The organism is Kribbella sp. NPDC050820, from assembly GCF_040653975.1.
Taxonomy (GTDB): domain Bacteria; phylum Actinomycetota; class Actinomycetes; order Propionibacteriales; family Kribbellaceae; genus Kribbella.
On record NZ_JBFAHB010000015.1, the window covers coordinates 36346 to 60726 of the forward strand.

The window sequence follows — 24381 nt, forward strand, 5'->3', positions numbered from 1 at the left end:
TGCGCTGAACTGGAACCGTGGGTCAGAACCAACGGTTGAGGACAGCGGCGACGCCGTCGTCCTGGACCGACTTGGTCACCTCGTCGGCGGCGGCCTTCACCTCGTCCGGCGCGGACCCCATGGCGATGCCGAGACCGGCGTACGTCAGCATCTCGATGTCGTTGCGTCCGTCACCGATCGCGACCAGGCCGGAGCGGTCCAGGTCGTACTGTGCGAGCGCGACCTTCAGGCCGGTCGACTTGTCCACGCCCTCCGGGGCGATGTCCAGCCATGCGGTCCAGCCGACGAAGTAGCTGACGCCGTGCAGGCCGAGGCGTTCCGCCAGGTGGACGAAGTCCGCCTCCGACTGCTCCGGGTCCCGGATGATCAACCGGGTCACGGGTTCCGGCGCGAGCTGGTCGTCGCTGACCACCCGGATCTGCGCGTCGTACCCGAGGTCGCCGTCCGGGAACGGCGCGGTGACCAGGTAGCTGCCGTCGTACTCCTCGACCGCCATCCGGGCGTTCGGCGCGTGCTTGCGCACCGACGCGATCACCGTGGTCGGGTCGAAGGTCCGCTCGTCCACCACCTGGCCGGCCGGGAACCGCATCGTCCGCGCACCGTTGCTACAGACAACCAACGCGCCGGCGGCCAGGCCGAGTCGCTCGGCGACCGGCCGGGTGGTCTGCCAGCCCCGCCCGGTGGCCAGGATCACCGGCACCTCGGCGGCGGTACGACGTACGGCGTCGACCACCGCCTCGGAGAGCAGCTCGTCGTGGTCCAGCAGGGTGCCATCGATGTCCAGGGCAACGGCCGTCGGCCGCGGGGTGTCCGTCATCTGCCGACCGGTTCGAGGACCTCACGACCACCGACGTACGGACGCAGTGCGGTCGGCACCCGGACCGAGCCGTCGGCCAGCTGGTGCGTCTCCAGGATGGCGACGATCCAGCGGGTGGTGGCCAGCGTCCCGTTCAGCGTCGCGACCGGCCGGGTCTTGCCGTCGGCGTCGCGGTGCCGGATGTTCAGCCGGCGGGCCTGGAAGTCGGTGCAGTTCGACGTCGAGGTCAGCTCCCGGTACCGGCCCTGCGTCGGCACCCACGCCTCGCAGTCGAACTTCCGGTACGCCGAGATGCCGAGGTCACCGGTCGCGGTGTCGATCACCCGGTAGGACAGCTCCATCTTGTCGAGCATCTCCTTCTCCCAGTTCAGCAGCCGCAGGTGCTCGGCGGCGGCGTCCTCCAGGCTGCAGTAGGAGAACATCTCGACCTTGTCGAACTGGTGGACGCGGATGATCCCGCGGGTGTCCTTCCCGTGCGACCCGGCCTCCTTGCGGTAGCAGGACGACCAGCCGGCGTACCGGACCGGGCCGTCGGACAGGTCGAGGATCTCGTCCATGTGGTAGCCGGCCAGCGACACCTCCGACGTACCGACCAGGTAGAGGTCCGGGTCGGCGAGCCGGTAGACGTCGTCGTGCGCGGACAGGTAGCCGGTGCCGCCCATCACCTCGGGCTTGACCAGCGTCGGCGTGATCATCGGGGTGAAGCCGGCCTCGACCGCCTGCTGGATCGCCAGTTGGAGCATGCCCAGCTGCAGCAGCATGCCGGCGCCCTTGAGGAAGTAGAACCGCGAGCCGGAGATCTTCGCGCCGCGCTCCATGTCGATCGCGCCGAGCAGCTCGCCCAGCTCGAGGTGGTCGCGGGGCTCGAAGCCCTCGGCGGCGAAGTCGCGCGGCTTGCCGATCTCCTCGACCACGACGTAGTCGTCCTCGCCGCCGACCGGCGCCTCGTCGGACACCAGGTTCGGCAGCGCGCGGGCCAGGTCGTCGAACCGGCGCTCGGCGTCGTTCGCGTTGGCCTCGGTGGCCTTCACCTCGGCGGCCAGGGTCTTGGTCCGCTCCAGCAGGGCGGCCCGCTCGTCGCCCTTGGCCTGGGCGACCTGCTTGCCGAGCCCCTTCTGCTCGGCCCGCAGCGCCTCGAACGCGGAGATGGACGATCGACGCTCACTGTCGGCGACCAGGATCTGGTCGACCAGGTCCGTACTCTCGCCGCGCTTGGTCAGGGCCGCACGCACGACATCGGGGTTCTCACGGAGCAGTTTCGCGTCAATCACACGACGAGGGTATCGGGGCGTGTCAGAAGGGGCGAAGTCTATTCGGGATGATGTGGTTGACGCACTGTCACTCGAGGGGGAATCGCGCGGGTCATGAACCACCATCCACCCAGTCACGTCGGCCGTGCGTTCACGGTCGTGCTGGGTGCGCTGCCGTTCACCCTGCTCACGCTCCTGGTCGCCAACCACTGGGCACCGCTGGAGCGCTGGGACCAGTCCGTCGCCGACCGCGCCGCGGAGTACGGCGCCACCCACCCGAACACGGTGGACTTCTGGCACGTGATCGGTGACGTATTCCTGCCCTGGGCGATGCGGGCGGTGATCGTGGTCGTCGCGGTGTACCTCTGGCACCGGCGGGCCCGGCTGCTGACGATCTGGCTGCTCGTCTCGGCCGCGACCGAGCTCGTCCTGGTGCACACGGTCAAGCACCTCTTCGACCGGCCCCGTCCGGCCCAGATGCTGGTGGAGACCGAGGGCTGGTCGTACGTCTCCGGCCACGCCGCCGCCGCGTTCGTGATGGCCGGCGCGCTGGGCGTCGTACTGCCGTCGGTCCGGGGGTGGCGGCGCCGGTTTCGGCTGCTGGTGATGCTGCCCACGATCGCGGTGGTGTGGATCGCCTCGGCCGACCGGGTCGCGCTCAACGTGCACTACGTGTCCGACGTGCTCGGCGGCTGGGCGCTCGGGCTGGCGATCCTGACCGCGACGTCGATCGGGTTCGGGCTCCGGCCCGGGCTGCGGCGGCGGCGGCGTCGTACCCCGACCGAGGACGACGGTACGACGATCCCGCCCAAGGCCGCCGTGATCGTGAACCCGATCAAGGTCGGCGACGGGGTCGCGTTCCGGCGGAAGGTGACCCGGGCGCTGGCGGTCCGCGGGTTCGACGACCCGCTGTGGCTGGAGACGCGCGAGGACGACGCCGGGAACGCGATGGCCAAGCGGGCGATCGAGCACGAGTCGGACCTGGTGCTGGTCGCCGGTGGCGACGGGACCGTGCGGGTGGTCTGCGCGGCGCTGGCGCACACCGGGATCCCGGTCGGCGTGATTCCGGCCGGCACCGGCAACCTGCTGGCCCGGAACCTGCACATCCCGCTCGACCTGGACGACGCGCTGGAGCGGATCCTGGAGGGCCGGGACCGGCGGATCGACCTGGTCAAGGTGCACGGCGACGAGCTGGACACCGACCGGTTCGCGGTGATGGCCGGGCTCGGGCTGGACGCGGCGATCATCTCCGACGCGCCGCCGCACCTGAAGCGGCAGATCGGCTGGACGGCGTACCTGGTGTCGGCGGCGAAGAACATCAACCACCCGTCGGTCCGGGTCCGGATCGAGCTCGACGAGGACGTGGTGCTGGAGCGCCGGGTGCGGACCGTGGTGGTCGGCAACGTCGGCATGCTGCAGGCCAACATCCCGCTGCTCCCGGACGCTCGGCCGGACGACGGGCTGCTCGACGTGGTGGTGATCGCGCCGCGGCGGGTGACCCAGTGGCCGATCGTGGTCTGGCGGCTGATGACGCGGACGAACCGGACCGACATGTACCTGGAGCGGTTCACCGGGCGGAAGGTGGAGATCACTGCGGCGGTCGACGTCCAGCGGCAGCTCGACGGCGACCCGATCGGGCCTGGGCGGTCACTGACCGCGGAGATCGAGGCCGGCGCGCTCGTGGCTCGGGTGCCGAAGCGCCGCTAGCCCGTCTGTGCCGAAGCGCCGTCAGCCCTCTACGGTCGGGCCGGCCTCTTTGCGGAGGGTCTCGATCGCCTCGTCCTCCTCGGGGGACAGCTTCGCATCGCTGGCGAACGCCTTGACCTCCTTGGCGTACGTGCGGGCGTCCGTCCGGCTGTTGATCGACGTCAGCACGACCCCGTCGCCGTTGTCGTCCAGGATCGCCATCGACCACGACAGCTTGCCGCCGGTGTCACCGAAAGCGTCGTACCGGACCACTGCCAGGTGCTGCAGCGTCTCGCGGAGCTCGCCGCGGGTCACCTCGAGGTCCTTGCCCAGCTTCTTCAGCTCGGACCGGACCGTGCCCGGCTTGCCTTCCGGCTGCTGGGGTTGCTGCTCAGGTTCGGGGCTGGGGGTTGCGGGCAGCTTGGCCGATTTGGCGGCCGCGGACTGCCCCCGCAACGCCTGAATGGCGAACACCAGGGCGAGGACCGCCACGAACAAGGCGGCGATCCCGAATGCACCGGCTAACGACGAAGACACGCACGGAAGCCTAAAGCATTCCTCGTCATAGCTGAGTATTCAGGTGATTGCGGAGAGTGTTCGCATGGTGATGCTTGGTGGACCAGACGACGAGGTGGTGTCAGGAGCAACGTAGATTCACGACGTGACACATTTGCCTGATCCAGGTCCACAACCGGGCGTCCACGACCTCGGATACGCGCGGCTCGACACCGACCGACTGGAGCGCACCGGCGATGCCGAGGTGGTCTACGGCGCCGGCAAGACACCTGTCCAGGTGGTGGAACTGTTGCGCACGCTGCACGCCACCCACCCGACGCACGCCGTACTGGCCACCCGCCTGAGCGTCGAGGCGCAGGAGGCCGTTGCCGCCGCCCTGCCGACCGCGGTCATCGATCCGGTCGGCCGTACGGCGGTGCTCGGTGAGCCGCCCGTGCTGCGCGGGACGGTCGCCGTGGTGGCGGCCGGCACGTCGGATGCGCCGGTCGCGGCGGAGGCGGCGACCACGGCTCGGGTCTTCGGGGCCGAGGTGGATGTGATCAACGATGTGGGCGTGGCGGGGCTGCACCGGGTGATGGGGGTCCGGGAGCGCCTGGACGCTGCGGACTGCTTGATCGTGGTCGCAGGCATGGAGGGGGCGCTGCCGAGTGTCATCGGCGGGCTGGTCGGGGTGCCGCTGGTCGCCGTACCGACGTCGGTCGGGTACGGCGCTTCGTTCGGCGGCGTCGCGGCGTTGCTCGGGATGCTCAACTCGTGCGCGCCGGGTGTGACCGTGGTGAACATCGACAACGGCTTCGGGGCCGGCGTCTTCGCGGCCCGCGTGGCGCGACGCTCGGCACCGCGTGAGACCAAGGAGAACCGGTGAGGATCGCCTGGATCGACTGCGCCGCCGGAGCCTCCGGTGACATGCTCCTGGGCGCCCTCCTGGACGCAGGCGCCGATCTGGCGGTGGTGAACTCCGCGGTGTCCGCCGTGGACTCGTCGTTGTCCGTCACCGTCGAGCAAACCTCCCGGCACCAGATAGCCGCCACCAAAGCCACCGTCCGCGTCGAAGGCACGCCGCACCCGGAAACCATCCCGGATGCCGGCCACGGCCACGGGCACTCCGCCGGTCACGGGCACGGACATGGGCACGCCGGACACGGCAACGAGCCGGGCGCAGCCGGGCACGCCGGAGCCTCGTCCGACCCCACCAATCCCACCGACACCGGCGACGCCGGGTCGAGCGAGGAGCGCCACTCCGAGCAGGCGGTTGGGCATGGGCATGCTCATGGTCCGACTCGGGCTTGGGCGGATGTGCGGGAGTTGCTGCAGCGGGCTGAGCTGGAGGAGGCGGTTCGGGCCAGGGCGCTGGATACGTTTGCTCGGTTGGCTCGGGCGGAGGCGTCTGCTCATGGGGTTGAGCCGGATGCGGTGCACTTTCATGAGGTGGGTGCGCTGGATGCGATCGCGGACATCGTGGGGGTCGCCGCGGCGTCCGCCTCACTCGGGTTGGAGCGGGTCGTGGTGTCGACGATCGCGCTCGGTGGTGGGCGGCAGGTTCGCGGTCAGCACGGAGGCATTCCGGTGCCCGGTCCCGCCGTACTGCATCTGCTGTCCGAGGCCGGCGCGCCGGTCGTCGGCGGCACCGCGCCGTACGAGATGACCACGCCGACCGGGGCCGCGCTGCTCGCCTCGCTGGCCGACGAGTTCGGGATGATGCCGCCGATGCGGATCACCCGGACCGGCGTCGGCGCCGGCGGCCGCGACCCGGTCGAGGTGCCGAACGTCGTCCGTGTCGTCGTCGGCGAGACCAGCGACCGCCCGGCCACCGAGCTCGTCTACGAGACCAACGTCGACGACCTCGACCCGCGGCTGTGGCCGCAGACGCTCGCCCGCCTGCTCGAGGCCGGGGCGGCCGACGCCTGGCTGACCCCGATCCTGATGAAGAAGGGCCGCCCGGCCCACACCCTCTCGGTCCTCGTCAGCAGCACGAACGCCGACGCGGTGCGCCGGGTGATCCTGACCGAGACCACGGCGATCGGCCTGCGCGAGTTCCCGATCAGCAAGCACGCCGCCGACCGCGAGTTCAGCACGGTCGAGGTCGACGGCCAGCAGATCAGCGTGAAGATCGCCCGGTACGACGGCCAGGTCGTCAACGTGCAGCCCGAGTACGACGACGTGGTGGCAGCCGCGGCCGAGCTCAAGCAACCGGTCAAGGCCGTCCTCGCCCGAGCGGTGGCCGCCGCGGAGCCGCTCTGGCGCTGAGCCCGACCGCCCGCGCTATCCCCGCCCGGTGTAGGGAGGAGCGAAGAACACCAGCAGCGCCAGGTCCTCGGTGATGTCGGTGAACCGATGCTCCTCCCCGGCCGGGACGAACAGCACGTCGCCCGGCTCGACCGGGGTGTTCTTGCCCGGCGTCACCAACGTCGCCCGGCCGGTCGTGACGACGTAGATCTCGTCCTCGCGATGCGGCAGCTGGTCGTCCACACCCCCGGCCGGGATCGAATACGTCCCGACCGTCATCGACTCGTTCCGCAGCTGTTCCACGTAGTCGTTCGGCTCGCCGCGCACGAAGTCGCCCGCCCCAACCAGTTTCTCCACCCGGCGAGACTAGTGTGCTTCGGCCTTCTCTGGCACGGCTTTCTGCCGGCGGCGGGGCCAGTCGTACGGCCACCACTGGGCGCCACCGCGCCGGGCCCACACGATGAGCCCGATCAGCACCGCCAACTCGATCGCCGGGCAGATCGTGTCGCGCAGGCGGGCGCTGAACCACTCCAGCGAGTCGGACAGGCTGGCCGCCACCTGGCGAGCGTTCGGATCTCGGCCAGGGACGTAGGCGATCGCGAGCATGGTCGTGCGTATGACCATCAGCCCGTCCACCTTCGACGCCGCCACTGCCGCCAGCGCGACCCAGGCGATCAGGTCGTACCAGGGCAGGGAGTACATCGCCGTCAGGATCCAGGCGATCGCGTAGATCGCGGTGTACCGGATCGCGGCCGGGGTCGGGTCGTCCGGATGCGTCTGCGGCACCAGCGACTTCGGGAACACCTGGGACAGCAGGATCGCGACGACGATCAGGCCGAGCCACGCGATGATCGCCAGGAACGTCCGCACCAGCGGCCCCGGCAGGAACAGGTCGAAGAAGCTCAGCAGCACCTTGTGCGGCGTGCCGGTCGAGATGAACGACGTCTGCGACCGGGCCTGCTGGAAGGCCTGCAGACCGACGAACGCGTACAGCCCGCCCATCGCCAGCGCACCGCCGCCGCAGAAGATCGCAGCCTTCCGCCGGTCCTTGTGCAGCGCCCACAGCATCGCCACACCGACCAGCCCGATGGACAGCTTCGTACAGCCCGCGACGCCGATCAGGATGCCCGCCCAGAACACGTGCCGCCGGAACAGCCACAGCGCGAGCACCGCAAACATCACCGCGATCGCGTCGTTGTGCGCACCGGCCAGGACCGTCCAGAGGATCAACGGGTTGGCCAGCCCCAGCATCACCACGCGCCGCCGGTTCGGCAGGTTGTTGCCGACCAGCCTGAGCAGCACCAGCCCGGTGACGATCAGGCTGATCGCGACGGACAGCTGCAGCATCCAGACCGTCAGCTGCGCCGAGTCGCCGCCGATCAGCGACGAGAGCCACTGCACCCAGGTCGCGATCGGGCCGTAGACGCTCTTCGCGCCCTGCCACGGCCGCTCGGTCGCGGCGATCACCGGGTCGTACCCAAGCCGGATCGTGTCCGCCGGGGAGATCGTGTACGGGTCGCCGCCGAGTGACATGATCCGGCCGTACGCCGCGTAGATCAGCACGTCGCCGGACGCCATCGGCGGGACCAGCGTGATGGCCAGCGTCGTGCCGATGCCTAGGGCAACCAAGCGGTCGACGCGCGGGGCCCAGCCGTGCTTGAGCGCCTTGGTCGCGAGGTAGACGCCGTACCCGCCGAGCAGGATGGCGACGTAGATCATCATCGTGACGAGCCAGTCGTTCGGCTTGGAGTCGAACCAGTACGACGGCAGCCACGTGTGCCGGTTGGTCAGGGTCAGCACGACCACGGACGGGCCGAGCAGGCCGACGGCCACGATGAGCGCCGTACAGGCCAGGTAGAGCGCGACCGCGCGGCGACCGTACCGCTCTGCAAGCTTGGGGTCGGCGCTGGCGTCAGTTGTGTCGGTGCTCATCGCGAAGGCTTCCGCGGGATCAGACTGCGCAGCGACGGCCCTCCGGTCTCCGGCAGGGCGCTGCGCGCGGCGAGGGCACGACGGACGTGCAGGAACTGCCGGCCGCGGTGTAACTGGCCGCGCAGGTCGGTGCCGGTCGCCCGGTGCTTGACGTCGATCGGCACCTCGAGGATGCGGAAGCCCTTGCGGCCGAGATCGATGCTCAGCGCGGTCTCGACGCCGAACCCTGGGGCGAGCGGTACGGCGGCGTCGAAGGCGACCCGGGTCAGGCAGCGCTGACCGGACAGCGGCTGCTCCGGGGACCAGCCGGTCGCCTCCTCGATCCCGGCCCGCGCGAGCTTGACGACGAACCCGTGACCGCCGGCCTTTGAACCGTCCGGCCGCAGCTGCACCGGCAGCGTGCCGATCGTCATGTCCGCCTTGCCGGTCTGCACCGGCTCGATCAGCGGCGCGGCAGCGGTCGCGGAGTCGGTCAGGTCGGCGTCGAGGAACAGCAGGTGCCGCGCTCGCGCGCCGTCCCGCTCCGCGACCGCCGCCGCTCCGGTCTCCATCGCCGCCGCCTTCCCCCGGTTCCGCTCGTGCCGGGCCACGACCGCGCCGGCGCGCTCGGCGGCCTCCGCCGTACCGTCCGCGGAGCCGTCGTCGACGACCACGACCAGGTCCACCCCGATGATCTTGTGCACCGCGTCCACCGTGGCCGCAATCCGCTCCGCTTCGTCCTTCGCCGGGATCACGCAGGCGACGGCTCGCTCGAAGGGCTCGGAAGGCAGGTCATGACCGGACACAGCACCGCAGCCTAGTTCCTCCGCAGCCGATCGACCTCGTCAGTTCCGGGCGACTGTGGATATCTCGTTCTTTCGTACGACCTGTGGAAAACCCGGGAGGCCCGGTGGCCGATCAGGGCATCTTCTCTGGCGAGAGTCCGCAGCCGGGCCGGCCGGAGCTTGGCCATTCAGGCATATTGTCGGACAATCAGACAGATCGGAGCGGCATCCGGCGCGGAGGACGCGGCTGCCGTAGCGTGGTTGGGACGACCGGAGAAGGGACAGGCGGATGACCGAGACCCAGGAAGTCGGCAAGGCGTACGGCGTCGACAGTGAGGTCGGACCGCTGCGGACAGTGATGCTGCATCGGCCGGGCAACGAGCTCCGCCGGCTCACCCCGCGGAACAACGACAAGCTGCTCTTCGACGGCATCCCGTGGGTCGGCCGGGCGCAGGACGAGCACGACGCGTTCGCCCAGGCGCTGCGCGACCGCGACGTCGAGGTGCTCTACCTCGGCGAGCTGCTCACCGAGGCGCTCAGCGACCCCGAGGCGCGGTCGGTCGCGGTCACCGGGACCACTGAGGACCTCCGGCTCGGCGACACCCTGCGCGACTACCTTCGCTCGGCCTTGAGCGACCTCGATCCGGCCCGCCTGGCCGAGGCGCTGATGGCCGGCGTCCGGAACGACGAGGTGCGCGCAGGTGGTCTAGTCACGTCGCTGCTGGAGCATGAGGATTTCCTCATCGATCCGCTTCCCAACCTGCTCTTCACCCGGGACTCGAGTGTCTGGATCAGGGACTCGGTCGCGGTGACCTCGCTGGCGATGCCGGCCCGGGTCCGCGAGACCCAGCTGACCGAGCTGATCTACCGCTTCCATCCACGGTTCGCCGGCGCGGACAAGGTCTACGACCACCAGCTCGAACACGTCGAGGGCGGGGACGTTCTGGCCCTCGGTCCGGGCGTGCTGGCCGTTGGCGTCGGCGAGCGGACGACACCGGCCGGGGTGGAGCGGTTGGCGCGGCGTGTGTTCGCGAAGGGACTGGTGCACACGGTGCTCGCCGTACCGATTGCTCAGCAGCGCGCGACGATGCATCTCGACACCGTCTGCACGATGGTCGACGTCGACGCCGTACTGATGTATCCCAACATGGCCGAGGAGATGCGGGCGCACGCGGTCACCACGGACGGGGACCAGCTGCATGTCGCGGAGCCTGAGCCGTTCCTCGTTGCGGCGGCGAAGGCGCTGGGCATCGACACGCTCCGGCGGATCGACACTGGTCTAGACCCCGTCACCGCCGAACGGGAGCAGTGGGACGACGGGAACAACACTCTCGCGGTCGCGCCGCGGGTGTGTATCGCGTACGAGCGGACGGTCGAGACGAACGCGCGACTCGAGGAGTCTGGGATCGATGTCATCCGCATCTCCGGCTCGGAGCTGGGCTCCGGTCGAGGTGGTCCGCGCTGCATGTCCTGCCCGGTTCTGCGCGCCCCACTCGCGGCAGGCTGAGCGTGACCGGACGGGTACTGGACTGCCCCGGTAAGCCCAACGACACGCGGAGTGAAATCGGGGCTTGTGGCGGAAGACCAATCTGAGTACTCTTCATGCCTAGGCCCAGGCCCTGTTGCTCCCCCGTCAGCAGGACTTGGGCCGTCCACGTTACCCGGTAGCAGGCGCGCCCCCGCCTCCCGGCCTAGACCACAACGTTGCCCACCGCACCTAACCGAGTCGCGCCAGCACAAACCAACAGCACCCAGCCGCCCGATGCCCGACCGGGTGTTGCACAAGTCCCGGCTCCACGAAGGAGCCGCCCCGGCGCCGGTTCCTCGCCGTCCGCGGCGGGGTGACCTGCACGCGCCTTGGCGAGCCACCCAGCGCCAGTGCATCGCCATAGGCAGCAGGGTGACCGGCGCGCCTTCTAAGCCGCCCGACGCTGGTGCTTAGCCGTCGGCTGCGGGGTGACTGGCGGGCGCCTCACCGGCGGGGTCACCCCCGCGTGCCTCCCGCCCTCACCGGCACAAATCAGCAGCGCCCGGCCGCGCGATGCGCGACCGGGCGCCGCATGAGTTCCTGGCTCCATGAGGGAGCCGCCCTGTGCCGGTACTACACCGGCGGCGGGGTCACCGGCGCGCGCCTTGGGGAGCCACCCGGCGCCGGTTCTTCGCCGAAGGCGGCAGGGTGACCGGCGCGTGCCTTCTGCGTGCACCGGCGGGGTGACCGGGGCCTGCCTTCTGCCTTCGCTGGCGGGGTGGGCGGCGGGTGGCTTCTGCGTTTGCTGGCGGTTGGTGGGTGGGGTGGTCAGCGGATGGTTAGTTGGCGGCTGGAGAGGCCGGCTCGGGCGGCTCGTTGTTCAGTGGTGAGGGGGGCCTCGGTGGCCAGGGCCTTCTCGAGGGCTGCGGCGAAGTCGGCGGCGGGCTTCTCCACGTCGGCTGCCTCGGTGTCGGCGGGGAGCTCCCAGACGGGGGCCAGGACGCCCAGGGCGCGGAAGGAGCCGATGAGGCGGCTGCCTTCGGTCAGGGCGGAGGAGCCGGCGGCGTGCAGACGGGCCAGGGCGTCCAGCAGGGTGTCCTCGGTGTGCGGCATCACCCAGCGGAGGTAGCGGCGGTCGCCGATCTGCGTCCAGTACGCCGCATCCACCGACTCGAGCCGGACCGTCGGCGCCGCGGCGGCGTTCGCCCGCTCGAGGCCGGCGGCGACCTCACCGGTCGGGTCCTCGACGTTCTCGCCGATCCAGAAGTCGAAGCCCTCGTGCACCTTCACCTCGATCGGCTTCGAGGTGTCGATCAGGTCCTGCAGCCGCGGGCCGTCCTTCAGCAGGTCGCCCAGCTGGATCGGGTTGCCAGGCACGGTCTCCAGCGCGGCGGTGATCGCGTGCCCGAGGTCGCGGCTCGGGTCGCCGGACGACGCGTGCGTTTGCAGGCCGATCCAGATCGACTCGTCGTCGCGCACCAGGCCCGGCATCGCCATCGGTAGCAGCGTGACCAGGTTGACGACCTTGCCCGCGTGCTCGCCGGTCAGCACGACCTCCGCCGTACCGGACGGGACGATCTCGCGGAACGCGATCAGGTCACACTCGGACGGCAGGCCCTCGAACGGCCGCACCACGAACGTGTCCGCCGCCTGCGCCCGGTCCTTGCCGTGGCACTGCTTGAACCGCTTCCCCGACCCGCACGGGCAGGGCTCGCGCGGCCCGACATCGACCAGGTCGGCCGGATCCAGCGTGACGGTCGTCGTGTTCTTGGTGCGCTGCCGCGACTTCTTTCCCATACCCCGCAGTCTTGCAGCCCCGCACCCAAGACAGCCAACCCGCCGACCCGCACCGACGGGAAGGACCAGCCCGGAGGCGGGTCAGCCCGGAGGCGGGTCAGCCCGGAGGCGGGTCAGCTGGGGATGATCGCGTGGACGGTGCGGTGGCTGGTGGTGGTGCGGACGTCCCAGCTGGAGGTGAGTACGTCGACGATCGCCAGCCCGCGGCCGCCGATCGACTCGGGGTGGGCGTCGCTGATCCGCTGCGGCTCGGTGTCACCGCAGCCGTCGGTCACCTCGACGTGGATGCCGGCCTTGTCGATCCACCAGGCCGCGCGGACCTCACCGGCCGGCAGTGGCGGTGCGTAGCGGATCGCGTTCGAGAGCAGTTCGGACAGGACGAGCTGAGCGTCGTCACGGGCAGTTTCAGCGACCCGCAAACGCTTGAGGTAGGCGGCCAGACGGCGACGGGCATCCGCTACCGCGGACACTTCATGCGGCAGTACGACGTCCATGACGCTCACGTCGGCAGGCAAGGTCGCAGAGGACAAGCAGGGTCTCCTCATCATCGGAACAGCCATAAGCACATCTGCCCACGTTCCAGCCTGGGAAAACACCTGCGTGTATTCCGTTACATACCGCCGCGGAAGATCACACGTTTAGCCAAGAAACCGAGACGAAATCGACGGAATTGAACGTTGCAATAACGCCTTGCATTCATCCCGCTACCCAGCCATACCACCCCCGTTCTCACCCCGAGTGACCCATCCCACAGCCCATCCATGACACGGTCGCGGCAAAAGACGCAGCGGGTGTCACACACAGCAACCGGAGGCGCCGCCTACTACCGCGCGGTAAAGCCTGTCGGAGCGGTCTCGTAACGTGACAGGCTGTGCGCCGGATGTAGACCGCAGAGGAAGTGCCGACTTTCTGTTCGCGAGGAGCGACGAGTGCCACGTGGAGTTCCGGGCCGGCCGGTGAACGGTGGCGACGCCCGGCGGACGGCATGGTTCGGGGTGCTGACCAGCAAGGCGTGGTTCTACGGCGTCCTCGGCGTGGCCGCCACGCTGGCGTTCGTGGTCTTCCTGATCATGGGCTACGGCCTGTTCAGCAGTACGTCGGTCAACCTGGACAGATCGGGTCCGGCGTCGGAGTGGGCGGGCGCGCTGTTCACCGCGTTGAGCACGCTGGTGCTCGCCTACCAACTCCGCATCATCGGCCTGGCGGCCGAGCGCCGGCGGGCGCAGAACCTCGACCTCGTGCAACCGGTCGGGCGGCTGTCCGCGTGGGCCCGTAACTCCTCCCGGCCGGGCTGGCTCCTGACAGTAGCCGTGCGCAACGAAAGTGAGGAGCACCTGCTGGAACCCGTCGTACGGCTTGCGTGGCGGGGCCGGCCGTTGGACCGGAGCTGGTTGATCGGAGCCCCCGATGAGCAGGAAGATGTGAGCAACGGCGATGCGGACCTGTGCGTCCAACTCAGCAATGTCAAGATCAGCAGCGTGGACCAGCCGGTTCTGTTGATTCATGTCCCTGAGGAAGCGTGCGCGGAGATGGACGAGATCCCAGCGGGACTCACGGTCACTCTCCAGTGGGCAGAGCTCAGCCAGCCCGTCAGCGTGCCGCTGACATCAGCCCGATCGGGGTCGAGGAGCAGATGAGGTTGAGCCGTGGGGACGTGACTCTCGTCCTGCTCGCGGGTGGCTACAACAAGCGGTTGCGGCGCGACGAGCGTTCGCTGCCCAAGAGCCTGGTGCCGCTGACAGACGTCCCGCCCGTGATGGTCATGCTGGCCGACCAGTTCCTCGCCGACGGCGCGAAGGTGCTGGTGATCTGTGACGCGCCGGCGGCTGCGATGTTCCGGCTGATGTATCCCCAGTTCGACAAGTCGGTGCGGGTCGTCGAGGACGAGTTCGTCGGGACGGGCCAGGCGCTGCGGATGGCAGTCGAGGCCGCCCGGACGCGCTGGGTCGTGTGTGCGAACGCGGACACGATCGTGCCGGTCGACCTGAGCTCTTGGTACCAGTCGGTCGACCTCGTCGCGCCCGTTCACCAGTTGCTGGTGCCGGACAGCGTGCAGAACTCGGGCCTGATCGGTGTCGACGCACATTCGGGCGATGTCACGCACTGGGGCGAGACGATCGGCCGGGCTCCCGCGAGCTCGTTGCGGCACGCGTCGTCGACCGGCGTGTACCTCCTGCACCGGAACAGCTGGCTCAGCTGGCAGCACAGCAGCGGGGAGAGCCTGGAGCGCGAGATCCTGCCGCAAGCCGTCGAGCACGGACTCCTGCATGGGACGATCGCCGAGAGCCCGTGGCCGGTCTTCGACTACGGAACCATCGACCGGTTGCAGGAACTCCAGTCCAACGACTGGCTGCGCCACAGTCTGCTGGCAGCTGCCTGCCTGACTCCGAAAGGAACTCGGTGCACTCCGCCCAGCATCTACTCCGGACCCAGGGCTACTACCGACGACAGGCCGCGGTTGGCCCTGAGCGGTGCCGCGACCTGACGCAGGCCTTGGCGACAGCTGCCGGTCCGGTCCAGGCCGACGAGTCCGTCCGGTTGGAGGATCCGGCCGGTGAGGTGATCGCCGCCGTACTCGAGGAGCCCGGTCTGCGTGGTCTAGCAGCAGAGCTCCTGGGGCCGAGCTGGGTCCTGGTGACGAACCGGCACAACCATGCGGTGATCGATCACGGCGGAGGTTCGCGAGGTACGCGTATGCATCGCGACCTCCTGCACTGGAGCCGCAGCCCGATCACGCTGCTCCTGATGCTCGACTGTGCGCCAGACGATCCACAGGCCTGGCCCTCGCTGATTCCGGGATCGCACTTGTGGCCGACGTCCGAGCCGAGCAATGGCGGCGGGTACTGGCTGGACGAGGCGCCGGAGCCCGAGCTCGCCGGCCAAGCCGTCAAGGTTCCGATGAATCCGGGCGACGTACTGGTGATGGACGGGATGACCTATCACTCCGCCGGGCTCGGTTCGCCCGATCGGGCCCGGGTGATGGTGACGCTGTGCCTGCGCACGCCCGACGAGCTCACCGGTGAGGCAGGTCCGAACGAGCAGCTGGTCGCCGGTTCGATCCGGTACGAAGGGCAGCCGCGGTGGAGGCGCAATGGTTGAGGCATGGTGGAAGTTCCACGGCGACGACGACGACAAGCCGCCGGTAGTCGAGCTTCGGGACGCGCAATGGGACTTCTACGAGGACAGCGTGGTGCCGCGGCTGTTCCGCCTGCTCGACCACGAGCTGAGTGAGACCGTCGGCAGCCAGCTCAAGCAGCGGCTGCGCTACAGCGCCCGCTTCCGTCCCTCGCAGCTGCTCTACGCGTTCAGCCAGGACTGGGACATCCCCACGGAGTCGGTCGTCTGGGCGTCCGCCAGCCTCGAGCTGCTGTACCTGGGCCGGGTGATCCTCGACGACGTTGCGGATCAGCACGACCAGCGCTGGGGCCTTCCGTCGGTACGACGGGTGTTCGACGACGCGTCCGCCGTACAGATCGCCAACCTGTTGCAGCACACCGCGGTCCTGTGCGCGACCAACATCGACTCGCACACGACCGAGATTCCCGCGGCCGGTGTGATCGCCGAGTACGGGCGGCAGATCAACGCCGCGATGCTGGCAGAGCTGCAGTGGGGCAAGCAGACGATCCCGGAGGCGACGTACCGGTCCATCGCGTTGCGCAAGGGGTCGTCCGGGCAGCTGACCACCGACCTGCTCCGGCTGATCGCACCGGCCGAGTACGGCGATCAGCTCGGCAGGCTCGGGCCGGCGATCCGGAACCTCGACTACGCGGCCATGATCACGAACGACGTCACCGAGGCGAACCTGCGCCGGGGGCTGGAGGAGGTCCGGTTCCTCAGCGGTGAGGTGCGCGGCGAGATGTCCGAGATCCAGCTGAACCGGCCGACGATCTTCAGCGTCCTGCTCGCCACCGACGCCTTTCTCCGGCGCAATCCCGCGGTCGGGGACACGCTGCCCGACTTCACCACGATGGGCCTGCCGGAGATCTTCACCTACCTCGAGGAGACCGGGGCGATCCGCGACGCCGAGCGCCAGATCGCCGAGCTCGAGCACGACGCGATGCAGACCATCCCGGAGAACACCAAGGTGTACACGTTGCTGGCGAGGGCGCGGGCGACCAACCCCACCGACGAGCCACCTCAGGTGGAACCTTAGTCGTCAGGGACGCCTGCGTTTCGGCGGGAACGTGTAGGAGGGAAGGGGTGGCGTTGGGGGTTCGGCGAGGGTTCTGAGGGCGGCTTCGGGGCGGTCGGTGATGATGGCGTCGACGCCGATGTCGCGGCAGTGGCGGACGTCGGCATCAGCGTTGACGGTCCAGACGTGGACCTGGTGGCCGTGCTTGTGGGCGCGATCGACGTACTCCGGGTGTGCGGTGACGATCTCCAGGCTGGGGCCGGCGTAGGAGACGCCGGTGGGCAGGGAGCCGTCGCGGAAGCGGAGCGGGACGCGGTCCATCAGCAGGACGGTGCGGAGGCTGGGCGCCATCGTGCGCAGGCGGCGCAGGGACAGCCAGGAGAAGCTCATCACCCGGGCCGGCGACTCGGTGCCGACCCTCGGGTGCGCCCACCCGTAGCGGTCGAGGGCCTCGATCAGGCGACGCTCGACCAGTCCGGCGTACCGGGTCGGGTGCTTGGTCTCGATCGCCAGCTCGACCGGGCGGCCGGCGTCGCGGACCGTGGACAACAGCTCGTCGAGCGTGAGCACCTTCCGCATGTCCGGACTCGGCAGCTCGGCCTCGTCGTCGAGGTCGGCCCACGGGTTCTTCCAGGAACCCCAGTCGAAGGCCTCCAGCTCCTCCAGGCTCATCGTGGACAGCACGCCACGGCCGTTGGAGGTGCGCTCGATCCGGCGGTCGTGGACGCAGACCAGATGCCCGTCGGAGGTGAGCCGGACGTCGCACTCGAGCCCGTCGGCCCCGGCCTCGACCGCTCGGCGGTACGCCGCCAGGGTGTGCTCAGGACTGGTGTCACTGGCACCGCGATGGGCCACCACGCGCGGGCCCTGGCTGGACATCATCTGCCCCATGTGACCAACTCTGTCACGGGCCCAAGTCACCAAGTCACGCAGGCACGCCGACAGCGGAAAACGATTGCTCACGACCGCTTGACGCCGTCGCGAGCATGGGCGCATGGAGATGCGACCGGGACCGTCGACGGGGCGCCGGGCGGCGAGTTCGAGCCCGGGCAGCAGGTGGTCGCGATGATGGGCGGGATGGGCCGCGAGGACAGCGCTCGGGCCCCGCCACCTGACGGGGCCCGAGGCAACTGTCAGGCCGATACCTCCGCTGCTTCCGCGGGAGCGGTCCGCCCGGCGGGCCGCGCGAGACCGTAGTGCTCGCGGAGCGTGGTTCCTTCGTAGTCGGTGCGGAAGAGACCACGACGCTGCAGGATCGGGACGACCTCGTCCACGAAGGCGGTCAACCCGGACGGCAGTACGGCGGGCATGATGTTGAACCCGTCGGCCGCGTCCGCGTCGAACCAGTCCTGGATCGCGTCCGCGACCTGTTCCGGCGTACCGCTGAAGGTTCGGTGCCCGCGGCCGCCACCCAGCCGGCCGATCAGCTCGCGCACGGTCAGCTGCTCCCGCCGCGCCAGCGTGACGATCAGCGTGTAGCGGCTCTTCGCGCCCTCGATCTCGTCCTCGTCCGGCAGGTCGGCCGGCAGTTGCTGGTCGAACGGGAGGTCCTCCGGCTTGACCCGCAACGTCCGGGCCAGCTGCAGCCGCGCGTACTCGGGCCGGATCAGCTCGTCCAGCTCACGTTCGAGCCGCAACGCCTCCTCGACCGTCCCGCCGATCACCGGCACGATCCCCGGCAGGATCTTGATCGTGTCCGGGTCCCGCCCGAGCGCGGCCGTCCGCGCCTTCAGGTCGCGGTAGAAGTCCTGCGCGTCCGCCAGCGTCTGCTGGGCCGTGAAGACCGCCTCGGCGTACCGGGCGGCCAGGCCCTTCCCGTCCTCCGACGAGCCGGCCTGGACGATCAGCGGGTGCCCCTGCGGCGATCGCGGCAGGTTGAGCGGCCCGCGGACCTGGAAGTGCCGGCCGACGTGGTCGATCGGCACCACGCGGTCGTTCAGCGCCCAGACGCCGGCCTCCTTGTCGGCGATCGGAGCGTCGTCCTGCCACGAGTCCCACAGCTTGTAGGCGACCTCGAGGAACTCCGCGGCTCGGTCGTACCGCTCGGCGTGTGCCGGCTGGTCGGCCAGGTTGAAGTTCTTCGCGGCCTCCGGACCCGCCGTGGTGACCACGTTCCAGCCCGCACGCCCGCCACTCACGTGGTCTACGCTCGCGAACCGCCGGGCCAGGTTGAACGGCTCGTTGTACGTCGTCGACGCGGTGGCGATCAGCCCGATGCGTGAGGTGACAGCAGCGATCGTGGTGAGTAGGACCGTCGGCTCCAGCGAGCCCGCCGGACGACGGCCGACGTCCCCGAACAGCACCGGTGAGTCGGCGAAGAAGATCGAGTCGAGCTTCCCGCGCTCGGCGATCTGCGCCAGCTGCTGGTAGTGCGCCACCGACGTGTTCGCGAACGGGTTGCTCTCCGGCAGCCGCCAGGACGCCTCGTGGTGCCCAGTGCTCATGAGAAACGCGTTCAGGTGCAAGCGCTTGCTCACAACGAAACCCCCAATGCATCGAGAAGGCGAGTCCGGACAGCGGCGAACCCGGGGTCGGACGGGCTACGTGGGGTACTCAACGAAATCAGCTCCGAAGCGACGATCTTTCCCTCGTCGAGCACGATGACCCGGTCGGCCAGCACGATCGCTTCGTCGACGTCGTGCGTGACCAGCAGTACGGCGGGCTGGTGCGCGGCGCACAGCTTCCGCAGCAGGACGTGCATCTTCAACCGCGTCAGCGCGTCCAGTGCCCCGAACGGCTCGTCCGCGAGCAGCAGCTCCGGCTCGCGGACCAGCGACCGCGCCAACGCGACCCGCTGCTGCTCACCACCGGACAACTCGTTCGGCCACGCCTTCTCACGTCCGGCGAGCCCGACCTCCGCCAGGCTCTCCCGGCCGCGCTCGTCGGCGGTCCCCAGCCCGAGTACGACGTTGTCCAGCACCCGTGCCCACGGCAACAACCGCGAGTCCTGGAAGACGACGGACACGTTCGTCGGTACGACGAGCTCACCGGACCCGTCGACACCCGAGTCCAGCCCGGCCAGTGCCCGCAGCAGCGTGCTCTTGCCGGAGCCGCTCTTCCCGAGCAGGGCAACGAACTCGCCGGGCGCGATGTCCAGGTCGACACCGTCCAGGACGGCGCGGTCGTCGTACCGCCGTACCAGGTCCCGAACTTGGACGGCAGCGGTCAGGAGTCCAGTGTGCGGCGCCATGAGAGGGCCTTCCTTTGGATCAGGCGGACGGCGCCGTCGGACAGCAGGCCGAGGATGCCGTACAGGACCAGGCCGACGATGATGATGTCGGTCTGCCCGTACGTGCGGGCCAGCTCCATCATGTAGCCGATACCGCTGGTGGAGTTGATCTGCTCGACGACGACCAGCGACAGCCAGGCGCCGGTGACCGCGAACCGCAGGCCGAGCAGGAACCCGGGCAGCGCGCCCGGCAGGACCACCCGGCGGACGAAGTCCCACTGCGACAACCCGACGGTCTGGGCGAGCTCGACGTACCGGGCGTCGATCGTGCGCAGGCCGTTGTGGGTGTGGATGTAGATCGGCACGAAGACGCCGAGCAGGATGGTGACGATCTTCATCGACTCGCCGATGCCGAGCCACAGGATCAGCAGCGGCAGCAGGGCCAGTGACGGGATCGCCCGCTTGATCTGGATCGGCCCGTCCAGGACCGCCTCGCCGAGCCGGGACAGGCCGGAGATCAGCGCGAGTACGACGCCCAGCACGATGCCGAGACCGAGTCCGACGAAGGCCCGCTGGGTGGAGGTCCACAGGTTCGACTGCAGCCGGCCGTCGGCGATCAGGTCGCCGGCGGTGGTGACCACGGTCCAGGGCGCCGAGAGCACCCGTTCGTCGAGCCAGCCGGTCGCCGACCCGATGCTCCAGATCACCAGCAGCAGGACCGGCCCGAGAACAGCGCCGCCCTTGATCGGCTTCCCCGGTCCGAGCCGGCGACGGCCTACGACGGGAGCCCCGGTCACCTCCTTCGGGCGCAGGCCGGGCAGGGTGGTGGCACTCATTTGGCGGCTCCCTTGATCGCGTCGGCGGCGACGGTCTGGAAGCGCAGGTCGTACAGGTCCTTCGCCTGGATCACCGGGTTGCCGGTCTCCTTGGCGAGCAACTCGATCGTCTCCTGCTGACGCTGGATCGCGTCACTCCAGTCGGCGCTGATGTCCGGGTGACCGGCGTTCTCGACCAGCCACTGGCCGTCGGCCTCGGTCAGGCCCTGGTCCTTCACGTAGTACCCCGCGACCCATTCCTTGGGGTGCTTGTCGATCCACTCCTGGGCGGCACCCCAGGCAGCGACGTACGCGCGGATCGCGGCAGCCTTGCCCGAGTCCTCGAGCGACTCGGTAGCCACGTACAGGTGACCGGCGTCGTCGCGCAGCCCGTGCTGGATCGTGGTCGCGCCGTCCTTGCCGTACTTGGTCAGGTACCGCTTGATCTGCACACCGCCGATCGGGGCGACCTCGACCTGCTTGCCGGCCAGCGCCTGCGAGTACACGTCGCCGGTGCTGGGCAGCTCGACCAGCTTGACGTCCTCCTTGGTCAGCCCGGCCTTCTTCAGCACCTTGAGGATGAGCGCGCCCTGCGCTTGACCCGGGCTGTAGGCGATCTTCTTGCCGCGCAGGTCCGCCAGCGTCTTGACCGTGGTGCCCGGGGCGATGCCGAGCTGGTAGATCGGGTGGTCGAGCGCGTCCTGGCGGAACTTGGAGGCGACGATCTTGACGTGCAGACCGGTCCAGGTGGCGTGGATCGGCGGGATCTCCGCGACCGAGCCGACGTCGAGCGCCTTGGCCCGGAACGCCTCGGTGGTCTGCGGACCGCCGCTGAGGTTGGCGAACTGGACGAACTTCGACACCTTGCCGGTCTGGCCGGACAGCTCCAGCGCCTTCTGGGTGGTGGGATCGCCGACGACGATCTTGACGCCGTCCGGGACGGTGGTCGGCAGCGCGGCGTCGAGAGCGAGCTCGGCGCCGCCACCTCCGGCCTGAGCGTCTCCACCGCAGCCGGCGACCAGGGCGACGGTGGCGGCTGCTGCGGCGAGTACGGCGAACTTGCGGGACCTAGACATGGTGGGCCTTCGTGTGCGGAGTGGCGGTGGCGTAGCGGCCGTCGTGGTACAGCAACGGCTCGTGCTCACGCCGTTCGGAGTGAGTGGTCAGGCGGGCGACGACCAGGTAGTGGTCGCCGACGGCGAATCGATGCTCGACCTGGGCGCGCAGGAAGCTCGGCGCCTCGTCCAGCACCGGCTCACCGGTGCGCAGCCGGGACCAGCGGGTCGGCTCGGCGAACCGGTCGATGCCGCTGGTGGCGAACCGGCCGGCGATGGACTGCTGGTCGGCGGACAGGAAGTTGATCACCAGGCCGTCGACCTTGCTGACGGTCGGCCAGCTGGACGCGCTGGTGGCGATGGCGAACGAGACGAGCGGCGGCAGCAGGCTGACCGAGACCAGTGAGGTGGCGGTGAACCCGGCCGGCCCGTGGCCGGCGTCCGCGGTGATCACCACGACACCGGCGGCGTGGCGACGGAAGACGGACCGGTAGACGTCGGCGTCGACGGTCCGCTCCTCCAGGCGGTCGGGTACTACGGCCAGGGCAGGACGGTTCAAGGCAGGTACAGACATGTCTCTCCCTCGGAACGGGGCAGGGACGACCGGCAACAGCCGGACGGGGTGTGGAGGCGGCTTCAGACAGGCCTCGTACGGCGGATGACCGCCGGGGACAACGGGGTGACTAGAGCGTGTAGTCGGTCACCGACAGGTGGCGCTCGCCGTCCGCAGAAGATCGATGACGCGACGGCGGGTGAGCAAGGTCGTCGTCATGTCAGCAATCTTGGCACTAAAGTCTACTGAGTAACTGCACAATCTCGGGATCCGGACTCACACCCCCTGGGGCAGATGCGTTCTACTGGCGTGATGGCTCCGGAGAAGGTCTCGCTGCCGCCGTTCCAGGCGCTCGTCGACGCGCACTGGCAGGACGTGGCACGGCTGGCGCGTGCGCTGGCCGGGCCGGTCGACGGCGACGACGTGGCCCAGCGCGCCTGGGAAAAGGCTTTCGCCGCCTACCCCGGGCTCACCTCGGCGAAGAACCTGCGCAGCTGGCTGCTGACCATCACGGCCCGCTGCGCGACCGACGTACACCGGGCCCGAAGACCACAGAGCCCGCTCGACGAAGCCCCGCCGATCGCAGTGGCCGGCCCGGACGACGCGGACTGGCCGGACCCCGACCTCTGGCACGCCGTCAACCAGCTACCCGAACGCCAACGCTTCGCCGTCACGCTCAAGTACGTCGGCGACCTGGACCACCACGGCGTGGCCGCTGCCCTGGACACCACGCCCGCCGCGTCGCGGCGACTCGTCAGCGACGCGCTCGCGACCTTGCGCACCAAACTCGGAGTGAACGATGACTGATCTCGAGAGCCGGCTGGCCCGGCTCACCGCACCGGACCTCAAACCACCGGTCTTCCCGACCGCGGACGTCGCCTACACCCTGCACGACACCCCGATCGGCACCATGCTGCTCGCAGTCGCCGAAGGTCGCGTCGTGGCCAGTTCGTTCGGCGACGAGGAAACCATGACCAACCGCCTCGCGAAGGCCGTGTCCCCGCGCGTACTACGGCAGCCCCGGGCGCTGGACGACGTACGGCGGCAACTGGACGAGTACCTGTCCGGTCGGCGGCACGCGTTCGACCTGGACGTGGACCTCGCGCTGGCGACGCCGTTCCAGCGGCTCGTGCTGACCGACCTCCCGTCGCACACGAGCTACGGGCGGACGACGACGTACGGCGCGGTTGCCGGCGACATCGACCGGCCGAAGGCGGCCCGCGCGGTCGGTACGGCGCTGGGTGCGAACCCGGTCTGCGTCGTACTGCCGTGCCACCGGGTGATCGGCGCGAACGGAGCCCTCACCGGGTACGCCGGCGGGCTGGACGCGAAACGATTCTTGCTGAATCTCGAAGCAAAAAACTGACTTTTCACGCGCCGGCCAGAAAGCATTTACACTCGAAGAACAAAGGAGCAGATCCCCAGTGTGGAGTGGGGATCTGCTTCTTGTTTTCCCTTGTCTGGAAGAGATCCGGGCGTGGTGGATCAAATTCCTGACGTGTCAGTCATTACCGGGCTGGTGGATCTCCAGGATCAACCGGCGGCGGCCGCCCCAGTCCCGCTTGTACACCTTGTAGTCCTCGATTCCGGCGGCCGCGCACAAGCGCCCGTAGCTGGCCTCGTCGTGGATGAAGTGCACGCTGCTGGTGCCGAAGTGCTCGGTGGTGACGATCCGGTGCTCCGGTCCCTGGCGCATCCCGTTGGCGATCTCGGCCGCCGTCGCCGGGCCCCAGACCGGGCCCTCGATGATGGCCATCCCGCCCGGTTTCAGCACCCGGGAGATCTCGCAGATCGTGGACACCTGCTCGTCCTCGGCGAACAGCTCGTGGAACGCGGTCCACAGGCAGATCACCGCGTCGAACGCGTCCCACTTGTACGGCAGGTCGGTCATCGAGCCGATCGCCCAGTCGATCTGGAGCTCTTCCTCGGCCGCCTTCGCCCGGCCGGCCTCGACCAGGTTCGGCGAGATGTCCAGCGCTCGCACCACCTTCCCGGCCCGGCGCAGCGGCAGTGCGATCCGGCCGTACCCGCAGCACAGGTCGAGCACCGACTCACGGCCCTGGAGCACTTCCTCGACGGCCTTCACGGTCGCCGCGTCCCGCTCGGGCGTGGTACGCGCGGCCAGTCCGTCGGCCCCCAGTTCCGCGTACTCGGCCCGGCTGCGCAGTGCGGAGTTCAGCATTGCGCAAGTATCCCGGTTA

25 protein-coding genes are annotated in these 24381 nt (G+C 69.5%); 10 read left to right on the forward strand and 15 right to left on the reverse strand.

The window, feature by feature from the left end:
• Window positions 1–22: 22 nt before the first annotated feature.
• Together AB0H36_RS15995 and serS are read right to left on the reverse strand one after the other, a co-directional pair.
• Window positions 23–817 carry an HAD family hydrolase gene (locus tag AB0H36_RS15995; protein ID WP_360522676.1) on the reverse strand — a complete coding sequence of 265 codons (795 nt, stop codon included), beginning with the start codon at window positions 815–817 and terminating at the stop codon, window positions 23–25.
• The gene (serS, locus tag AB0H36_RS16000) at window positions 814–2088 is read right to left on the reverse strand and encodes a serine--tRNA ligase (protein WP_360522679.1); all 1275 of its coding nucleotides are present in this window, start codon (window positions 2086–2088) and stop codon (window positions 814–816) included. The genes AB0H36_RS15995 and serS overlap by 4 nt, the downstream gene beginning before the upstream one ends.
• Before the next feature lie 93 nt (window positions 2089–2181).
• Here serS and AB0H36_RS16005 point away from each other — a divergent pair, with 93 nt between their 5' ends.
• Entirely contained in the window at window positions 2182–3774 is a 1593-nt protein-coding gene (locus tag AB0H36_RS16005; protein ID WP_360522682.1) for a diacylglycerol kinase family protein, read from the forward strand.
• Window positions 3775–3795: 21 nt separating this feature from the next.
• Here AB0H36_RS16005 and AB0H36_RS16010 read toward each other — a convergent pair whose 3' ends face one another.
• Window positions 3796–4290, reverse strand: a complete 495-nt coding sequence (locus tag AB0H36_RS16010; RefSeq protein ID WP_360522685.1) for a DUF4446 family protein — start codon at window positions 4288–4290, stop codon at window positions 3796–3798.
• A 124-nt stretch (window positions 4291–4414) separates the two neighbouring features.
• On the opposite strand from AB0H36_RS16010, the gene larB reads away from it, so the two are divergent.
• On the forward strand, window positions 4415–5134 hold the full coding sequence (larB, locus tag AB0H36_RS16015) for a nickel pincer cofactor biosynthesis protein LarB (RefSeq protein ID WP_360522688.1): 720 nt from the start codon (window positions 4415–4417) through the stop codon (window positions 5132–5134).
• The gene (gene larC, locus AB0H36_RS16020) at window positions 5131–6516 is read left to right on the forward strand and encodes a nickel pincer cofactor biosynthesis protein LarC (RefSeq protein WP_360522691.1); all 1386 of its coding nucleotides are present in this window, start codon (window positions 5131–5133) and stop codon (window positions 6514–6516) included. The genes larB and larC overlap by 4 nt, the downstream gene beginning before the upstream one ends.
• A gap of 15 nt (window positions 6517–6531) precedes the next feature.
• On the opposite strand, the gene AB0H36_RS16025 is transcribed toward larC, so the two are convergent.
• The 3 genes from AB0H36_RS16025 to AB0H36_RS16035 are packed head-to-tail and all read right to left on the reverse strand — an operon-like array spanning window position 6532 to window position 9212.
• Window positions 6532–6852: a cupin domain-containing protein gene (locus AB0H36_RS16025; RefSeq protein ID WP_360522694.1), complete on the reverse strand. Its 321-nt coding sequence runs from the start codon at window positions 6850–6852 to the stop codon at window positions 6532–6534.
• A 9-nt stretch (window positions 6853–6861) separates the two neighbouring features.
• A complete protein-coding gene (locus AB0H36_RS16030; RefSeq protein WP_360522697.1) occupies window positions 6862–8427 on the reverse strand; it encodes a glycosyltransferase 87 family protein in 1566 nt (521 codons plus the stop codon).
• Entirely contained in the window at window positions 8424–9212 is a 789-nt protein-coding gene (locus AB0H36_RS16035) for a glycosyltransferase (RefSeq protein WP_360522700.1), read from the reverse strand. The genes AB0H36_RS16030 and AB0H36_RS16035 overlap by 4 nt, the downstream gene beginning before the upstream one ends.
• Window positions 9213–9480: 268 nt before the next feature.
• Between AB0H36_RS16035 and AB0H36_RS16040 the strand changes: the two genes are divergently transcribed.
• Window positions 9481–10698: an arginine deiminase gene (locus AB0H36_RS16040; protein ID WP_360522703.1), complete on the forward strand. Its 1218-nt coding sequence runs from the start codon at window positions 9481–9483 to the stop codon at window positions 10696–10698.
• A 789-nt stretch (window positions 10699–11487) separates the two neighbouring features.
• Here the strand turns inward: AB0H36_RS16040 and AB0H36_RS16045 are convergent.
• Both AB0H36_RS16045 and AB0H36_RS16050 read right to left on the reverse strand, forming a co-directional pair.
• Window positions 11488–12456: a DUF5926 family protein gene (locus tag AB0H36_RS16045; protein WP_360522706.1), complete on the reverse strand. Its 969-nt coding sequence runs from the start codon at window positions 12454–12456 to the stop codon at window positions 11488–11490.
• Window positions 12457–12569: 113 nt separating this feature from the next.
• On the reverse strand, window positions 12570–12986 hold the full coding sequence (locus AB0H36_RS16050; RefSeq protein WP_360522709.1) for an ATP-binding protein: 417 nt from the start codon (window positions 12984–12986) through the stop codon (window positions 12570–12572).
• A 399-nt stretch (window positions 12987–13385) separates the two neighbouring features.
• Between AB0H36_RS16050 and AB0H36_RS16055 the strand changes: the two genes are divergently transcribed.
• From AB0H36_RS16055 to AB0H36_RS16070, 4 genes are read left to right on the forward strand one after another with little or no spacing between them, the layout of a single operon-like run.
• Complete coding sequence (locus AB0H36_RS16055; protein WP_360522712.1) at window positions 13386–14093, forward strand: hypothetical protein; 708 nt, start codon at window positions 13386–13388, stop codon at window positions 14091–14093.
• Window positions 14090–14941: an NDP-sugar synthase gene (locus AB0H36_RS16060; RefSeq protein ID WP_360522715.1), complete on the forward strand. Its 852-nt coding sequence runs from the start codon at window positions 14090–14092 to the stop codon at window positions 14939–14941. The genes AB0H36_RS16055 and AB0H36_RS16060 overlap by 4 nt, the downstream gene beginning before the upstream one ends.
• Before the next feature lie 8 nt (window positions 14942–14949).
• Window positions 14950–15555, forward strand: coding sequence for a phytanoyl-CoA dioxygenase family protein (locus AB0H36_RS16065; RefSeq protein ID WP_360522718.1), 606 nt, complete (start codon window positions 14950–14952; stop codon window positions 15553–15555).
• Window positions 15548–16609 carry a polyprenyl synthetase family protein gene (locus AB0H36_RS16070; RefSeq protein WP_360522721.1) on the forward strand — a complete coding sequence of 354 codons (1062 nt, stop codon included), beginning with the start codon at window positions 15548–15550 and terminating at the stop codon, window positions 16607–16609. The genes AB0H36_RS16065 and AB0H36_RS16070 overlap by 8 nt, the downstream gene beginning before the upstream one ends.
• A 3-nt stretch (window positions 16610–16612) precedes the next feature.
• Here AB0H36_RS16070 and AB0H36_RS16075 read toward each other — a convergent pair whose 3' ends face one another.
• From AB0H36_RS16075 to AB0H36_RS16100, 6 genes are all read right to left on the reverse strand, one after another.
• On the reverse strand, window positions 16613–17479 hold the full coding sequence (locus tag AB0H36_RS16075; protein ID WP_360522724.1) for a glycerophosphodiester phosphodiesterase: 867 nt from the start codon (window positions 17477–17479) through the stop codon (window positions 16613–16615).
• Window positions 17480–17721: 242 nt separating this feature from the next.
• Entirely contained in the window at window positions 17722–19065 is a 1344-nt protein-coding gene (locus tag AB0H36_RS16080; protein WP_360522727.1) for an LLM class flavin-dependent oxidoreductase, read from the reverse strand.
• Window positions 19062–19778 (reverse strand): ABC transporter ATP-binding protein, encoded by a 717-nt coding sequence (locus tag AB0H36_RS16085; protein WP_360522730.1) that lies wholly within the window; start codon window positions 19776–19778, stop codon window positions 19062–19064. Before AB0H36_RS16085 ends, AB0H36_RS16080 begins: the two co-directional genes overlap by 4 nt.
• Complete coding sequence (locus AB0H36_RS16090; RefSeq protein ID WP_360522733.1) at window positions 19754–20593, reverse strand: ABC transporter permease; 840 nt, start codon at window positions 20591–20593, stop codon at window positions 19754–19756. Before AB0H36_RS16090 ends, AB0H36_RS16085 begins: the two co-directional genes overlap by 25 nt.
• On the reverse strand, window positions 20590–21648 hold the full coding sequence (locus AB0H36_RS16095) for an ABC transporter substrate-binding protein (protein WP_360522736.1): 1059 nt from the start codon (window positions 21646–21648) through the stop codon (window positions 20590–20592). Before AB0H36_RS16095 ends, AB0H36_RS16090 begins: the two co-directional genes overlap by 4 nt.
• Window positions 21641–22201, reverse strand: a complete 561-nt coding sequence (locus tag AB0H36_RS16100) for a flavin reductase family protein (protein ID WP_360522739.1) — start codon at window positions 22199–22201, stop codon at window positions 21641–21643. Before AB0H36_RS16100 ends, AB0H36_RS16095 begins: the two co-directional genes overlap by 8 nt.
• A gap of 291 nt (window positions 22202–22492) precedes the next feature.
• Between AB0H36_RS16100 and AB0H36_RS16105 the strand changes: the two genes are divergently transcribed.
• Together AB0H36_RS16105 and AB0H36_RS16110 are read left to right on the forward strand one after the other, a co-directional pair.
• Entirely contained in the window at window positions 22493–22987 is a 495-nt protein-coding gene (locus AB0H36_RS16105) for a sigma-70 family RNA polymerase sigma factor (protein WP_360522742.1), read from the forward strand.
• Window positions 22980–23546: a methylated-DNA--[protein]-cysteine S-methyltransferase gene (locus AB0H36_RS16110; protein ID WP_360522745.1), complete on the forward strand. Its 567-nt coding sequence runs from the start codon at window positions 22980–22982 to the stop codon at window positions 23544–23546. Before AB0H36_RS16105 ends, AB0H36_RS16110 begins: the two co-directional genes overlap by 8 nt.
• Before the next feature lie 135 nt (window positions 23547–23681).
• Here the strand turns inward: AB0H36_RS16110 and AB0H36_RS16115 are convergent, their stop codons facing one another.
• On the reverse strand, window positions 23682–24362 hold the full coding sequence (locus tag AB0H36_RS16115) for a methyltransferase domain-containing protein (RefSeq protein ID WP_360522748.1): 681 nt from the start codon (window positions 24360–24362) through the stop codon (window positions 23682–23684).
• Window positions 24363–24381: the final 19 nt, after the last annotated feature.

Excerpts from the sequence above, each read along its gene's own strand:
- AB0H36_RS15995 (WP_360522676.1), bottom strand. The coding sequence starts at position 817 with ATGACGGACACCCCGCGGCCGACGGCCGTTGCCCTGGACATCGATGGC.
- AB0H36_RS16005 (WP_360522682.1), top strand. The coding sequence starts at position 2,182 with ATGAACCACCATCCACCCAGTCACGTCGGCCGTGCGTTCACGGTCGTG.
- AB0H36_RS16030 (WP_360522697.1), bottom strand. The coding sequence starts at position 8,427 with ATGAGCACCGACACAACTGACGCCAGCGCCGACCCCAAGCTTGCAGAG.
- AB0H36_RS16040 (WP_360522703.1), top strand. The coding sequence starts at position 9,481 with ATGACCGAGACCCAGGAAGTCGGCAAGGCGTACGGCGTCGACAGTGAG.
- AB0H36_RS16045 (WP_360522706.1), bottom strand. The coding sequence starts at position 12,456 with ATGGGAAAGAAGTCGCGGCAGCGCACCAAGAACACGACGACCGTCACG.
- AB0H36_RS16060 (WP_360522715.1), top strand. The coding sequence starts at position 14,090 with ATGAGGTTGAGCCGTGGGGACGTGACTCTCGTCCTGCTCGCGGGTGGC.
- AB0H36_RS16070 (WP_360522721.1), top strand. The coding sequence starts at position 15,548 with ATGGTTGAGGCATGGTGGAAGTTCCACGGCGACGACGACGACAAGCCG.
- AB0H36_RS16075 (WP_360522724.1), bottom strand. The coding sequence starts at position 17,479 with ATGGGGCAGATGATGTCCAGCCAGGGCCCGCGCGTGGTGGCCCATCGC.
- AB0H36_RS16085 (WP_360522730.1), bottom strand. The coding sequence starts at position 19,778 with ATGGCGCCGCACACTGGACTCCTGACCGCTGCCGTCCAAGTTCGGGAC.
- AB0H36_RS16090 (WP_360522733.1), bottom strand. The coding sequence starts at position 20,593 with ATGAGTGCCACCACCCTGCCCGGCCTGCGCCCGAAGGAGGTGACCGGG.
- AB0H36_RS16095 (WP_360522736.1), bottom strand. The coding sequence starts at position 21,648 with ATGTCTAGGTCCCGCAAGTTCGCCGTACTCGCCGCAGCAGCCGCCACC.
- AB0H36_RS16100 (WP_360522739.1), bottom strand. The coding sequence starts at position 22,201 with ATGTCTGTACCTGCCTTGAACCGTCCTGCCCTGGCCGTAGTACCCGAC.
- AB0H36_RS16105 (WP_360522742.1), top strand. The coding sequence starts at position 22,493 with ATGGCTCCGGAGAAGGTCTCGCTGCCGCCGTTCCAGGCGCTCGTCGAC.
- AB0H36_RS16110 (WP_360522745.1), top strand. The coding sequence starts at position 22,980 with ATGACTGATCTCGAGAGCCGGCTGGCCCGGCTCACCGCACCGGACCTC.
- AB0H36_RS16115 (WP_360522748.1), bottom strand. The coding sequence starts at position 24,362 with ATGCTGAACTCCGCACTGCGCAGCCGGGCCGAGTACGCGGAACTGGGG.